Origin of the sequence: Sphingobacterium siyangense (assembly GCF_007830445.1) — a bacterium.
In the GTDB taxonomy this organism is placed as follows: domain Bacteria; phylum Bacteroidota; class Bacteroidia; order Sphingobacteriales; family Sphingobacteriaceae; genus Sphingobacterium; species Sphingobacterium siyangense.
In genome coordinates, this window is record NZ_VLKR01000020.1 from 16,858 (window position 1) to 32,611 (window position 15,754).

Here is a 15,754-nt window from a genome sequence, read left to right on the forward strand (position 1 = left end):
AATTAATCATGAATAAATCATTTTATATATTATTATTTTTAACGCTATCGACCCTTGGATTTACAGGATGTAAATCTGAATTGGAAGATGCGTTTAACAATCCGGATCAAACCACTGAGGCAAGTATTCCCGGCTTTTTCACCGATTTGTTAAATAACGATCGGGTTCGCCCATCGTATTGGCATTACAGAACATTTATTCTATCAAATCAAGCGATATATACGCAAACTGCTTCTTTTATTCCAAACAATACAATGTACCAGCCGAATGATAGTTATTCCTATGGCTATTGGACAGATTTCTATGCTCCCGGTGTACTTGGCGTTTACCGAAAAATGGAAGCTGCTTACGCGGAATTAACACCAGAAAATCAAGCGAAAGAAGAAATTTTCCTTCAGGCTGGTAAAGTGGTCATGTACGATGAAGCATCAAAACTCATCGACAATTATGGTGATATTCCTTTTTCAGAAGCAGGGAGTTTACCGTTAACGAGCATTGCGAAAAAAGCGAAATTCGATGACCAAAAAGAGTTATACTATTCTTTTATAGATGATCTAAAAGCAATCAATACGTATTTTAGTGAAACTGCTACAACAGGTGATTTTTCAAAATTTGACATTCTAAATAGCGGTGGTATTGACAAATGGAGACGTTATGCCAACTCTTTGCGTTTACGTTTATTAATGCGCATCTCCAATGTCGATGAAAGTAAAGCTAAAACAGAAGTTTTAGAAATGTTGAATAATCCCAGCACATACCCATTAGTAGATGGTTCTGCAAATGCAAACTACCTTCCGGGAACTACGGATATTTTGCTTCAACCATTAACAACGTACACAGGTACGTTGCGTCAAGCGTTAACAGAAGGAAATAATCAATACGCAACGGATTACATGTTAAATAAAACAATGAAACCCGCAAATGACCCACGTATTCCTGTATTTTACGATAAATTTGGTGTTACAAAAGATGGTGTATTTACCCCAAATAAGGAGTATAATGCGATGCCAATTACCTTCACTGAAAATGACATTTTAACAAATTATCAAAAATATGCGGTGTTGGATTCTGCAACATTCTTTGATAATGCAAAACTACCGGGCATTGTTGCAACAGCATCTGAGACTAACTTTGCTAAAGCAGAAGCTTACTTAAGATGGGGAAGTGATACAGACGCAAAAGCAGCTTATGATCTAGCGCTTAAACAGTCCGTTACGTTCTATTATTACCTGAATAATTTAAATACATCAGGTCTGAAAACAGAAACAAAACCTACTGATGCTGTAATCGCTGATTTTGTTGACAATTCAACAGCGAAATATACCGGAACTTCAACAGCAAAATTAGAACTGATCTTGACCCAAAAATGGCTTCATTACGGATTCTTACAGGCGCAACATGCTTGGTCTGAATATAGGAGAACTGGTTATCCAAAAATTACGGTCTTAACAGCTGGAGCTGCAAATTATTCTACGCTTCCATTAAGATTTTTATATCCTACTGGAGAGATTTCCGTTAACTCCGAAAATTACGAAGCTGTTCGTTCAAAAGATACTAGAACAACCAAACTTTTCTGGGACGTTAATTAAGGCATACACTACATCTATCTATAAGAAGGCCACCTTAGGTGGCCTTCTTTTTATCATTTTCATTATCTTTATCCATGCAAAAATTAAAAACCATTATATCCACTGCGCTGATCGCTTCAAGCGCAACACTAGCGTTTGGCCAGGCACATAACGTATCTAATGGCTATCAAAAACCGACAGATCCCTTAGTAATTGAAAATCTCGAACAATGGCAAGATATGAAGTTTGGTCTTTTCATGCACTGGGGTACCTATAGTCAATGGGGAATCGTTGAAAGCTGGAGTATCTGTCCTGAAGATGAAGGCTGGACCCAACGCAAACCCGAACATGGTAAAACTTATTTTGAATACCTCAAGAACTACGAAAATCTACAGACCACCTTTAATCCTACGGATTTCAATCCACAAAAATGGGCCGATGCCGCAAAAGCTGCCGGCATGAAATATGTCGTCTTTACAACAAAACATCACGATGGATTTGCCATGTTCGATACCAAAGAATCGGATTATAAAATTACATCCTCCAAAACGCCATTTTCCACAAACCCAAAGGCAAATGTGACCAAAGAAATCTTCAATACCTTCCGCAATGACGGTTTTAAAATTGGGGCTTATTTCTCCAAACCGGACTGGCACTCCGATTACTACTGGTGGTCATACTTTCCGCCAAAAGACAGAAATGTAAATTATGACCCTAAAAAATATCCGGATCGTTGGCAAAAATTCAAAGACTTTACCTACAATCAAATCAACGAGCTGACCTCAGCATATGGCAAAGTCGACATTCTTTGGTTGGATGGTGGTCAGGTGCGCCCCTTAGAAACCGTTGACAAATCTGTTGACTGGCAACAGACAATCAAAATGGATCAGAATATTGACATGGACCGCATTGGGGGCATGGCAAGGAAAAATCAACCCGGCATTATCGTTGTCGACCGTACAGTACCTGGAAACTGGGAAAATTATGTCACACCTGAACAAGCGATTCCTGAACATCCCTTGGATATTCCATGGGAAAGTTGTATCACCATGGGAAATTCGTTCAGCTATGTGCCCAACGACCAATACAAACCGACCAAAAAGATTGTTGAAACATTGGTAAAAATTATTTCCCGCGGTGGAAACTACCTATTGAACATCGCCCCTGGCCCAACAGGAGATTATGACCAGGCAGCATACGATCGCTTGAACGAACTGGCAGCCTGGATGAAAATCAATCAAACTGCAGTGTTTGCAACACGTACGATTGCTCCATATCACCAAGGTGACTATTACTACACTAGAAGCAAAGACAGTAAAGTGGTCAATGTATTCCATCTTTCTGAAGGTGATACTTACCAGCAGCCAAACGAATACGTCTTTCAAGTACCTGATAATTTTAGCGTAAAGAAAATCGCTATTTTGGGTCATAAAGGTAAATTAGACTGGTCTCAACGTGGTAACCAAATTACCTTAAGAAGCCCTAGTACACGATTTAGTTATGCGACTGCAATTCAATTGCAAAGCAAATAATATAAAATTCCGTTGGATATAATCCAACGGAATTTTATCATTTAACAAGGTCATTGTTTACCGATCACCGCCTGAACATCTCAATATTCCCAAAGCCTCTGCTCAGGAATAAGAAAATAAGTCATCAACAAACTATGGGGTTTTTAGAACCTTAAATTCCAATGAAAAAAATCAACCTATTTCCACTATTTATCCTTCTTTTTCTCTCCTCATGTGCAACGTATAAACCTCAGATCCTGGTATCAGAGCAAATTTTTAAAACAGGCCAGGTTCCATTCCAACAATGCCATGCTTCCACGATTCAAGTCATCGGAAAAGACAGTTTATTGGCAGCCTGGTTTGGTGGTACACATGAATCTAACCCCGATGTTGTCATATGGAGTTCACTGTATAGCCATGGACAATGGCAGCGTCCTGTACAGATTGCAGACGGTATCCTTGGTGACAACCGCTTTCCAACATGGAATCCTGTCTTCTATCAATACCCGCACAGTGACACCCTATCTTTGTATTATAAAATAGGGCCCAATCCCAGAGAATGGAAAGGCTATGTCAAACATTCACTGGATAAAGGAACGACCTGGTCTGCAGCGCAGCAGTTGCCTGAAGGTATTTTGGGGCCTATCAAGAATAAACCGCTCACCTTGACAAACGGACTGCTTCTCTCCCCTTCCAGCACGGAGTCCAAAGAAGAAATCTGGAAAGCACACCTGGAAATCAGCCGCGATCATGGCCGCTCCTGGTCCGTCAGCGCAATACGCCCCGATACCAGTATCCAGGTTATTCAGCCAAGTGTGATCCAACATACAGATGGACGCATTCAGGTGCTCTGTCGAAGTAAAGAAAATAAAGTGATGGCAGCATTCTCAGCAGATGAAGGCCTTACCTGGGGCCCCTGGCAAGCCACAAACCTGCTCAATCCCAATTCTGCCACAGACGCCATCCGTTTAAATAATGGTTTATTTATCATCGTCTTCAATCCGGCCATCGCTGGCAACGACTGGTGGGAAGGACGCACAAAACTCCATGTCGCCATATCAAAGGATGGCTTACAGTGGAAAGATGTCCTAACCCTTGAAGATGGGGTAAAGAACGATGAATATTCTTATCCGACAATTATTCAGGACACAAACGGTCTTATCCACATCACCTATACCTGGAATAGGAAAAGTATCAAGCATATTGTGCTCAAATAAGAATGATAGTTGTAACAAAAATGGCAGTAACTTCGTTGTATGCTAAAAACCAAGTTATGAGATCAATATCAAAATTATTAACATTATTAGCATATATCGTATCCGTAGGTTGCTCAAAGGAAACTGCTAATCACAACCTCTATCTCGAGGGAACCTATTCAGGAAAATTTATAGTCAGCTATAAAAATCAGGACCAAACTTTCACTGGAGACGTAACTGTACGGTTTAAAGCGGACAGTTTCTTTTGTACAGCAAACAAAAATAGATTTCCTGCAGGTGGCTCAGGAACATATGAGATTAATGGCGACCAAATTATTTTCAAAGATAAAAATGTATGGACCGCCGACTTCGATTGGGCTTTAATATTGAACCACAATTACACCTATTTAGTGAATGGAAACGATCTAACTTTAACAAAAGCTCCCCATCAACATAATAGCTATATCTATAAATTAACGAAGGATTAATTAATAATCCTTCGTTAATTCCAATTCTCCCTTCAACCGGATATCATCGGAAGATGCGCCGACCAAAAGTTTAAACCTGCCTTTTTCCGTCTTCCATTCGTTACCTGCATTCCAAAGTTTGAGGTCCTCCTTGGTCAATTGAAAAGAATAACGTTCTTTCTTTCCTGCGGCAATGTTTTTACGCTCAAACCGCTTCAACTGCATAACAGGTGTCACCACCGAACTTACTTCATCCACAACATACAACTGAGCGACTTCATCGCCCGCCAATTTGCCCTGGTTTACCACGTCGAACGACACTGTACATACAAAATCATTGCCATTCTCCTTCAGCGAGACCTGTAAATTGGAGTAATCAAAACTACTGTAGCTCAACCCATAACCAAAAGCATACAATGGTTTGGCCGACATTTCCACATAATCGTGATGTTTAGGTTTTGTATGGTTGTAATGTACAGGAAGCTGGCCGACCGAACGAGGTACCGAAATCGGTAATCTTCCAGCCGGATTATAGTCACCGAACAATACATCGGCAATAGCCAAGCCGCCTTCTTGTCCCGGATACCAGGCATTCACGATCGCAGGCACATGTTCAGCTGCCCAATTTAAGTTCAATGGTCTCCCCATAATCGTAACAAGTACAACTGGTTTTCCCGTCGCCTGTATCGCTTTCAGCAACTTGATCTGATCGCCCATCATATCCAAAGAAACGCGATCAAATCCTTCTCCGCTCTCCATATCACTTACCGTATTGGGATCCACATTGGCTGCTCCAGTTGCTTGATACGACGTTTTAAAATCACGTGCACTCGAACCACCCAGGACTAAAACCACCGCATCGGCCTGCTTTGCAGCTGCGACGGCGGCAGCGATATCGGAATTGCTTGTATCACGGATTGCACAACCTTTCACATAATCAACCTTGGTACTGTTACCAACTGCCGCCCGTATTCCGGTCAAGAGGGTCTGAACTTTCCCCTCAGCTTGTGGAGCAGTATAATCGCCCAGCTGATTATAGGCATTGTGGGCATTCGGTCCTATAACGGCTATTCGTTTCAACGATTTACTTAAGGGTAAGATATGCTGATCGTTTTTAAGCAAAACAATCGACTCGCGGGCCACCTGTCTTGCTACCGTTTTATTTTGTGCCGTAGCGACTTTTTGCGCTACCAACTTTTCATCCACATAGGGATGATCAAAAAGCCCCAAATTGAACTTCATTCGCAGTACACGGGCTACTGCTGTATCAAGAACAGCAGGTTCAACGAGCCCCTGTTGGACAGCCTTAAGCAGATTTGAACCATAACCAGTCCCGCTTAGATCGACATCCAATCCGGCATGTATACTTTGTGAAGCCGCTTCTTCTGCAGTCGCTGCTGTTGCATGCCCTCCATTGAGCCCTGATATACTCAGTAGATCCGATACAACAAACCCCGTAAATCCCCAGTCTTTACGTAGAATGTCTTTTAGCAACCAGGGGTTGGCAGAACAAGGAATACCATCAATGCTATTATATGCTGTCATTACCGACCCAGCTCCCGATTTTACAGCACGCTCAAAAGGCGGCAGAAAATACTGTCTCAGGCTTCGTTCTCCAACCGATACGGACTCACCATTGTGACCGCCATCTGGAGCGGCATAGGCTACAAAATGCTTTAAAGTTCCTATTATTTTATCGCGCTCACCTAGCTTCTCACCCTGAAAACCACGGATCATTGCAGTTCCCATCTGACCGATCAGATAGGGATCCTCCCCATAGGTCTCTTCAGTGCGCGACCAACGTGGATCTCGTGCCAAATCTAATACAGGACCATAGCCGTTTTTACCACCCACAGCATAAGTCTCCATGGCGATTGTTGATGCCATATCCTGAATCAACTGTGGGTTCCATGTACTCGCCTGTCCGATCGCGGTAGGGAACACTGTTGCACCAATCGCCATATGTCCATGTGGCGCCTCCTCAGACAACAACAATGGAATCCCTAGTCGAGTACTATCCACCATATAACGTTGGATCGCATTTGTAGCGCGCGCAGCTTCCACAGGGCTCAGGCCATTCAGTAAGGTTTTCTGTGTCCAAGGATCTGCACGTAAGGTTGCCCATAACAATCCGATATGCTGTTCTTTTACTGCCTTTCGCAATTTATTGCTGATTGTAACCTGCTTTCCGTTTTTGCTATACATTTCCCAGCCCAGCAATTTGCTCAATTGCCCGACTTTCTCTTCCACAGTCATTCTTCCCAATAGATCACTTACCCGTTTTTCAATTGGTAATGTACTATTCTTATAGGGCAATTGCTGGGCTTGAAGTTGTGGGCAGAGCAATGTCGCCATTGCCGCCATAAGTAATATACGGACTTTCATAAGTGGATTATTATTTATCTAGTTTTCTTCATTAATCGGATCCGGTTTTATTATTTCACATTATCTATGCAACCGGTTTCCAAACCACTAAATTAACGATTTAGCCTAAATAATCAAGTTAAATTTTGATTCCTAATTCTTTTAATAATCATAGGGCGGCAGCATCGGTTTGAACAGCGTTCATCTAAACAACCTAACACAGGCTTTACTTTATGTATTGAAGTAGAGGAGAGCAAATGGCAAATATCCACGAAATTCATTCTTGCACGTTGGGCAACAACAAAACAGTTAGACAAAGAAAAAACTAATGTGAAAGATTCAATTGCAATTTCATCAAAACAGAATTGAACAAAAAAATAAAGACAGCAAGCCGTCTTTATTTTGAATGTTAAAGGAAATATACTACTTATCTTATTTTGTTGCAGCCGTTCGCTTACCTTGAAAATAGTATTCAATTGGAGCTGCGTATGCTAGAGGATTATTATTGCGCGAAATTAATATGAGCTGATCACCATCAAGCTGTACCTCATAACTTTGGTATGGGCTACTGTCGGCAAACTTGATACTTTTCTTCTCTTTATCATAGGCAAATGCGCGATGCTGTCCTTCAGCAAAAATCAAACTTTCAAATGTCAACTTATCATCCCCACATAGTTCTTTACCACGATTGACAGTGAACTTATTCGCTGATTCAGCAAATGTAAATGTATACACATTATCCTTTTCACAATCTTTCGGTTTGTGCTTCAATTGCTCGTTTGTCGTCCCTTTCGCAGACACGATGGGGCTCCATTCAAAACTTTCCAGCTGTTTTTGAACATCCATAGGTACAGTCATTTCATTTTCCTTACTACAGCTCGTCAGTAAAAAGAGGATTGCAAAACTCCCTGTAAATAATTTATTCATTACGGTTTCCATTAGTTATATCTTGAGAACGATCGTTCTAACAATATCGCTACAATAAAATCAAGCATTTTTAATTAAACAGATAAAAATAGACTAAGATCCGGAAAGCACTTCGCGCCACAAATTAGGATGATCTGTTTGAATAAGACGTACAAAAGGATATTTCTCCAAAAAAGATCGATAAGCTTTCTTTCCCTCCTGTTCTGCTTTGTCGTCATATTCCCCCAAACTATTCATCCAAAAATAAATGCCCTGTTGGCGCAATGCATTAAGTTTTTCGGCATCAATAAATGATTCATCAAGATGGACAATTGAGGTTAATTTCATCTTTAGTATGGCCTCTAGATCCTTCATATTACGTGCCCTCGGAAAAAGCGTGATCGCTGGATTGAGTTTGTAAATCTTGAGCATGTCTTTATAATCATAGAGAAAAAATAGTACCTGGTCTTCCATCCCCTCCTGTTCAACAAGCGCATAGGTTTTCTTAATAAACTCTTTGCGATCTTCTTTAAAATCGAGATCAACAAGGATTTTTCCCTTTGCAACGCGCAAAGCTTCCGATAGCGTTGGTATAACATGATCCGAGCCTTCACCATTAGCCTTTTTGCGTAAGTGAAGCTGTTGAAGCTCGGCATAGGTTTGTTTGGCGACCTCTCCTTGCCCGGTTGTCGTCCGATTGACTGTTTTATCGTGCATCAATACAAGTACACCATCTTTGGTGGCCCGCACATCGACCTCTACCACGGAAGCCCCCTGCCGAATGGCTTCTTCGATAGCAGCAATTGAGTTTTCAGGTTGCTCCAGATGAGCTCCCCGGTGTGCGGCAATGTGTAAACTTTTTTGCTCTAACTTTTTTATTAAATCGATCGACTGAGCATATAAGTGGGTCGTAGAACTTACTATTATACCCAACAGAATAGTAGAAAATAAAATCTTTTTCATTGCTGTATAGTTATTTTTTTGCAATCTCTTTTTGTTATACCTTAAAAACCGGCGATCTCGCTGCAGTTACATCTCAATCGCGTCATGGAGTGAATCCCGCAATTATATTGACGGAAAGTAATCCGGTTTGAATGGATTACCTTCCGTCTATGACGTTCTACTTTTTCGACAACTCGAATGAATCAAACAACTGCCCATTCAGCTTGTAGCTTGAAAAATACAATTTATTTTCGGTCAGCTTGATCACCTGATACAATTGCGTCTGTGACGTTGCAACTTCCATCCAGCGTTCAGAATCAGATTCATACATCTTAGGCCCCGCTACAGACAGGAGATAGACAGGTCGCTTTTTACCCAGCCCGCCACGAGCGTAGGTATGATCGTGGCCCTGAAGGACCAAATCGACACCATATTTCTCGAAAATAGGTTTGAAACGTTCTCTCAAGATGGTATTGTCACGATTTTTTGCCGTAGAGTATACGGGATGGTGCATGACAACAATATTCCATTTTTTTGGTGATGAAGACAACACTTTCTCCAACCACTTTTCCTGTATCGTTGCTGCAGTAGAGTCGAGCATAATCAATTGAGAATTTAGGGAGATCATACGTAGATCCTGGTAATCGAGGTAGTAAACAGCATCTTGTATACCCTCAGGGCCATTCCTTGGCAAGTTGAATTGTGCTTTCCAATGCGGGTCAAGTACAAGCTTCCCAAGCGAGTCGCGACGGTACTCGTGATTACCCGGTGTTGGAACAGCAGGGATCATCTGATGAATAAATCCTGCGGCCTCATGCCATTCTGCCCACTCCTCGTCTGCATTCGAACGATTGATCAGATCGCCCGCGTGAACAATAAAGCGTGCATTCGCTTCCTGCTGGAAAGCACGCCGAATGGCACGTGCCCAGCGTGAACGTAAGTCGTTCTGTGCATCACCCAAATAGATAAATGAAAACGCGCCTGAACGCTCCGCAGTCCTAAATTGGTTCCAGGCACTCCAATTGCTGCCATCTCCAACGCGATAGGCATAAACTGTACCGGGTTTCAGGTCACGGAAGGTTACCTGTCCATAAGCATCCTCTTGCTGTCCTCGCTCGAGCGGTAGCGCTGTTCCATTTATTGTGATCGCGTTTTTTTCAAGTTCTGGATTGCTCTGTTCTTCAGCAATCTGACCAATTATTTTGGTCCTATCCGCATTGATCCGCCAAGAAACAGACTGCGTACTGCTGGGCTCATCGGACCAGGTCAACGTAATCCGATCAGGTTGTTTGTCTTTATTATCCGTCTGGCTTTTCCCTTCCAATAAAGTGCAGCACAGTACTACAGCAAGAAGAATATGTTTGATTTTCATTGTGATATTGATTTTATAAGCGATTTGATTACTCTATTTAATAACTTTTAATTGATGATTACGAATTACCAGGGTTTGTTTGTTCCTTGCAATAACCAAGGTTTTGACCAAGCGCTATTTTCATTATCCGCTTGTGAATAAGCGGTCTTTTCAATACGTTTCAAGGCCTCCTCGGCATTTTTTTGATTCACACTCATTTCGGTTTGCATATAAGGTACACGAACAGGAAGCTGTGTACGAATGGCTGCGGGGCCGGCCTTTAAAGCGGGGTACCCTGTGCGACGATAATCAAACCAGGACTGTGCGGCAGTTGACCAACTGGCGATCCATTTTTGTTCAATGATCTGCACTTGCGTATTTTCAAACGCCACACCTTTCTGACGGATATAGTTGGAATAGTCTGCGCCCTTTCCCCAGCTTGCCAACGATTCCTGTATAGCACGCTCATAATAGGTCTTGGCTGACTCAGGCAGCCCCCATCCTTTCCAGGCTGCTTCAGCCAAAATAAAATTAACTTCGGCAGCAGAAAGCAAGCGTGCTTTTAACAAACTTCCCTTCGCCGAACGATAGCTATCATTCAGGTAAGAAACATGCGGATTGATCGAGGTTTGCCCCGGTGTTGGATTGAGGTTGTAGGCCGAAGGGTTTTTAGATACACTTGGCGGCAGTCCAACATACTCCTTATCGGTATCCACCGGAACGCCTTTGACGACATCTGGCGATACAATCCGAACACCATTAACGATCTTATCTGTACCTGCGGGCTCGTTACTGCGGATCTCAATGGGTATGTCTACCTTTCTTGCCCAAACCGCCAAACGAGGGTCGCCAAGTTCCTGTAGCCGGTCGACCAGTGTTGCACACATTTTCATTCGTCTAAAATTACTTCCACTGGCATCATACACCGTATTTGACGGCCAGGAGTCATTTGCATTATTTCCAACAAAATCCATCAATACATCATCAGTGGTACTCGTAATAATTGGAAATTTATCGGGATTGGCAACAATACTTTCAATCCCCTGTTTGGCAAAGTCAGCAGACTTTGCTGAAATGCGCATATAATACCGTAATGCCAAAGAATTGGCAAAACGACGCCATTTGGAAGCCTTTCCGCCAAAGTAAACATCCGCATTCGCCAGCACCTCATAAGAACCATCGGGGCGGGATAGAAGTTCATTGGCTTGTTTCAACTCGTCGATAATTCCCTTATAGATTATTTCCTGACTATCGTATTTCGGAAAATTATATACAGCATCTCCCAGTTCCGCTTTTAAGGCATCGGTATAAGGAGCGTCTCCCCAGAGATCAGTCACCAATCCGAATAAGTAAGCGCGCATCACCAGCGAAACTCCTGTATGAAAATCCAACCCTAATTTCTCCGCGCGTTTACGCATAAGCTCATTGTCACGTAAAAAGCCATAATAAGCATCCCAACTCAGAATCCCTCCTGTCCATTCGTAGTCATTATGTGAATTGAACCATGCATCAAATTGGGTGTGCTGCATAACTCCGCCAAGATCTGAGAAACTCAATTCGTTGTATTTTTTCGCTGTTCCTGTCAATATCGTCGGCAATAACAGATTGGGATTGGCGTCTTCCTCACTTACACCGTTCGGATTGATATTAAGTTCAGTCAGATCTTTACAAGCTGAAATATTCCATACCATCCCAAGGCCTACTACAGCCATGGTGAATCTCTTCAACTGATTTTTCATTTATGTCGTATATTAAAATGTCACATTTACTTTAAATCCAATAGGCATTGACCAAGGGGTAACGTTGTAGCGCTCAATCCCCTGTTTAAATCCAACACCAGTTTCTGGCTGAAAGGCCATTTCCGGATCTATACCTACTTTCGCTTTGGTCCATAAGATCAGGTTACGGGTATAGACTCCCACGCTGCCATTCTCTATTCCGAGACGTTTCAGCCATTTTCCTGATAAATCGTAGCTAAAGGACAGTTCCCGAAGCTTGATAAAAGAAGCATCAAATGTCGCTGCATTCATAAAATCCCAAGGGTAATTGTCTGAATAAGCGATATATTTTGTTCCTTCACCACCAAGATTCTCTGTATAACCTGTGATATTACCTTTATCATCATATTGTGCGATAACACCTGGATTAAACACCCCAAAATTGCCAACAAGACCACCCACACTGATCGGATAACCACCATACTCTTCGCCTGGTCCTCCAACAATGGGATACCTATTGCCTTGCACGCGAACAAGATTGTTATCGACCAAATAATTGCGTAGCGTTTCGCCTGTCATCCCATTGGGGTTGATCATCTGATCAAGAAAACGCTGCGTGGTTAGGTTCGATTCGAAATAGCGATAGGTCTGCGACATAAATTTCCCGCCAAAACGCATATCTGCGGCAATATTCATCGTCCATTTTTTATAGCGAAGACTTGACTGTAATCCCATCGTGAAATCGGGATTGAAGTTTCCGATTTTGTTTCGGCTATTATTGATCCGTACAGCCTGCCAAGAACCATTTTTATTGAGAATAGGAAAACCATAGTACGGCGACGATTGATCCTCTACGGTCACTAACTTGGAATCGTACAGATCCCCGATCTCTTCCCCGACATAGGTACGTGCCCCACCCCGACCGTCGGTCCAAAAGGTATAGAATTCTACACCATCAGAAAGCTCATCGATACGGGTACGATTGCGATGCCAATTGACACCAACGTCCCAGGACCAATTTTCCTTGGCAATAGGTCGCCCGGAAACAGCAAGTTCAATACCGCGGCTGCTTAACAGTCCGGCGTTGATATTTTTAGAATTGAAACCACTTGATCCGGGAAGTGTTGTTGAAATAATTTGGTTTCTGTTCTCCAGCTTATAGTAGGTTCCTTCAAACTTCAGTCGATTATTCCACATGCCTAGATCCAAACCAAATTCGTAAGATGTTGCAATTTCGGGCTTCAGATTAGGAACCAAGAGTGATCCCGAACGTGTTAGCCGCAATACATCACCCCAGCTACCGGGATTACTCAGTACATTGGAGAGATTATAGGGATAAGTATCATTTCCTACACGTGCAATACCCGCTCTCAGTTTTGCCAAATTGATCGTTTTAGGCAGAGAAAACACCTGGTTAGCCAACACACTTAGGGATGCCGAAGGATAGAAATAGGACCGATTGTTCACAGGTAAGGTGCTGGACCAGTCATTGCGCCCAGTCACATCTAAATAAACCATATCCCTGTAACTTAGATTGATCAGTCCGTAAACACTGTTTATGGCTCTTTCAGAAATTGTACTGTAGAAATCCAAATTTAATGGACTGATATTGGCCAATGTGTAGAGTCCCGGCGTGATTAATCCAGCGCCATTCTTTGAGGTATTTTGCACGGATTTACCACGATTATACCGCAAATTTCCACCCAGTGATCCTGTGATCTGAAAGTCGCTCATCTTCTTTGTATATGCCGTCAGAAAGTCGATATTCTGTTCCATATTCATCAGATTAACAATCCCATAAGCACCTCTGGGTTCGTTCGTATAACTGTAAGGGATTTTTGTTTCCCTATTTTCCCAATAAATATCCGTTGCGTACCGTATCATGGCCGTCCAATCTTTTTTGATGGTCCAATCTAACCGTAAGTTTCCAAAGACGCGGTCTCTTGTAAAAGCATTATTCACTCCATAAGCAAGGAAATACGGGTTATTGTGGTTGCCAATAGACTGTGAACGCTGTTGGATCTGCTCCTGCCCTGGCAACCAATAATCCTGCAATTCCAGAATATTGATGTGAGGTGCAACTTCATAGGCCGCTTGCATCGGATTGGTTCCCCGATTTCCTGCAGGTCTATTGCTGGAGTTATTTCTGCTGGCATCTAGCGAAAGCCCCAATGTCAAACTATTGCGAAGGCGCATGGTCGAATTGATATTCAAGGTGTTTCTGAACAGATCCGAATTGGGGATAATACCCTTATTGGCCATATTGGAATACGAGAAACGATAGTCCAATTTTTCGCTTCTGTTGCTCAGGGAAATCCCATTGGTACTTGTGACCCCAGTCTGGACAAAGTTTTTAATGTTATTTGGGTACGCTTTTAGTTCCGTAGGAATGGGCTTACCGTTCTCGTCAAGCGGACTATTCCATTGGACAGCTTTATACCCCTTATCCAGTGCAGGGCCTACCATAACACTAGACTCCTCCTCAATAACTAAATTGCCGGGCAGGTCGCCTGGTCGCCATGGCAAGGTACCGCTTGCAAATTTGTTATGCAATTCAATAAATTTATACGGGATATCAAATACTGTGTTACTAGTCACAGCAATGGTCATCTTCTCCGCATTCTTACCACTTTTGGTTGTGATCAGCACTACACCATTACCTGCACGTGAGCCGTAAAGCGCAGCTGCACTTGGCCCCTTCAAGATAGAAATATTTTCAATATCTTCGGGATTGATATTGGCAATTGCATTACCATAATCCACTTTGTTGTCGTCACCGATCTGACCAACATTATTTAAACTATTCATCAAGGGCACTCCATCTACGACAAATAGCGGCTGGTTGTCTGTACTTAGCGATGATGCCCCCCGAATCACCATATTCACGCTGGAACCGGTGGGTCCTGTAGAACTAATCGAAACCCCGGGTACTCTACCTGCCATACCAACCAGAAAGTTATCATTATTGACCCGATTGATATCCTCGCCCTTAATTTTACCGACAGCATAACCGAGGGAACGATCCTGCCGTTTGATGCCCAATGCAGTCACGACCACTTCATCCAATTCGTTGTCATCTTCGTTTAAGACCACCTGACGTATACCTGCTGTGCTGGCATCGAGCTTGAGATCGTTCAACTCTTTTTTTTCATATCCAACATGGCTTATCAGTACATCATATACGCCGGCAGCTAGTCGAATAGTCACTTCACCTTTGGCATTTGACAAGGCGCTCTGTCCAGTCAGTGGAATATGCACGGAAGCTCCCCCAATAGGTTGTTTTGTACGATCGACAAGCTGCAATTTCAAGTCATAAGATTCCTGTTTACCCGTATTTTTTACAAGGACAATACCCCCTGACACTCTTTTTGACTTAATGTTGGTCCCGTTCAGGATATAGGCAAGGACTTCCTCGAAGCTCGCATTCTGGAATTTTTTTTCGGCAATTAAAATCCGATCTAATTGGAGCATACTCCGATCGTAGCCGATCGCTTGACCTGTTTGTTTTGACAACTGCAGTACCGCCTGCGCGGCGTTACCACTAGACAAATGAATATTGATATTATCCCAGTAAGTGCGATTGATCTTTTCCAATCCCTCAGCATGGCTATTGGTTACAGCACAAGAGACCATAGCGCAGATGGCAAGCTTTGTCGCAAGGCCGGTAAGCTTAATTATTTTATACATATATTTGTATGAATGTTTTAAACATGAATATTCAGGTGCTCACT

10 protein-coding genes are annotated in these 15,754 nt (G+C 42.5%); 4 read left to right on the forward strand and 6 right to left on the reverse strand.

Going from position 1 to position 15,754, the window contains the following annotated elements; translation table 11 throughout:
- Positions 1–8 precede the first annotated feature (8 nt).
- From IQ31_RS17270 to IQ31_RS17285, 4 genes are all read left to right on the forward strand, one after another.
- Entirely contained in the window at positions 9–1,589 is a 1,581-nt protein-coding gene (locus IQ31_RS17270) for a SusD/RagB family nutrient-binding outer membrane lipoprotein (protein WP_145328861.1), read from the forward strand.
- 74 nt (positions 1,590–1,663) lie between these two features.
- Entirely contained in the window at positions 1,664–3,100 is a 1,437-nt protein-coding gene (locus IQ31_RS17275; RefSeq protein WP_145328863.1) for an alpha-L-fucosidase, read from the forward strand.
- 161 nt (positions 3,101–3,261) lie between these two features.
- Positions 3,262–4,296, forward strand: a complete 1,035-nt coding sequence (locus IQ31_RS17280; RefSeq protein ID WP_244294518.1) for a sialidase family protein — start codon at positions 3,262–3,264, stop codon at positions 4,294–4,296.
- 56 nt (positions 4,297–4,352) lie between these two features.
- A complete protein-coding gene (locus IQ31_RS17285) occupies positions 4,353–4,763 on the forward strand; it encodes a hypothetical protein (RefSeq protein WP_145328865.1) in 411 nt (136 codons plus the stop codon).
- Here the strand turns inward: IQ31_RS17285 and IQ31_RS17290 are convergent, their stop codons facing one another.
- From IQ31_RS17290 to IQ31_RS17315, 6 genes are all read right to left on the reverse strand, one after another.
- Positions 4,764–7,127 carry a glycoside hydrolase family 3 N-terminal domain-containing protein gene (locus IQ31_RS17290; RefSeq protein ID WP_182983310.1) on the reverse strand — a complete coding sequence of 788 codons (2,364 nt, stop codon included), beginning with the start codon at positions 7,125–7,127 and terminating at the stop codon, positions 4,764–4,766.
- 411 nt (positions 7,128–7,538) lie between these two features.
- Positions 7,539–8,033 carry a hypothetical protein gene (locus IQ31_RS17295; RefSeq protein WP_145328867.1) on the reverse strand — a complete coding sequence of 165 codons (495 nt, stop codon included), beginning with the start codon at positions 8,031–8,033 and terminating at the stop codon, positions 7,539–7,541.
- Positions 8,034–8,126: 93 nt separating this feature from the next.
- Positions 8,127–8,975, reverse strand: coding sequence for a glycerophosphodiester phosphodiesterase family protein (locus tag IQ31_RS17300; protein ID WP_145328869.1), 849 nt, complete (start codon positions 8,973–8,975; stop codon positions 8,127–8,129).
- A 157-nt stretch (positions 8,976–9,132) separates the two neighbouring features.
- Positions 9,133–10,326: a purple acid phosphatase family protein gene (locus tag IQ31_RS17305; protein ID WP_145328872.1), complete on the reverse strand. Its 1,194-nt coding sequence runs from the start codon at positions 10,324–10,326 to the stop codon at positions 9,133–9,135.
- Positions 10,327–10,391: 65 nt separating this feature from the next.
- Positions 10,392–12,044, reverse strand: a complete 1,653-nt coding sequence (locus tag IQ31_RS17310) for a SusD/RagB family nutrient-binding outer membrane lipoprotein (RefSeq protein ID WP_145328874.1) — start codon at positions 12,042–12,044, stop codon at positions 10,392–10,394.
- A 12-nt stretch (positions 12,045–12,056) separates the two neighbouring features.
- Positions 12,057–15,710 (reverse strand): SusC/RagA family TonB-linked outer membrane protein, encoded by a 3,654-nt coding sequence (locus tag IQ31_RS17315; RefSeq protein WP_208734298.1) that lies wholly within the window; start codon positions 15,708–15,710, stop codon positions 12,057–12,059.
- Between the last annotated feature and the right edge of the window lie 44 nt (positions 15,711–15,754).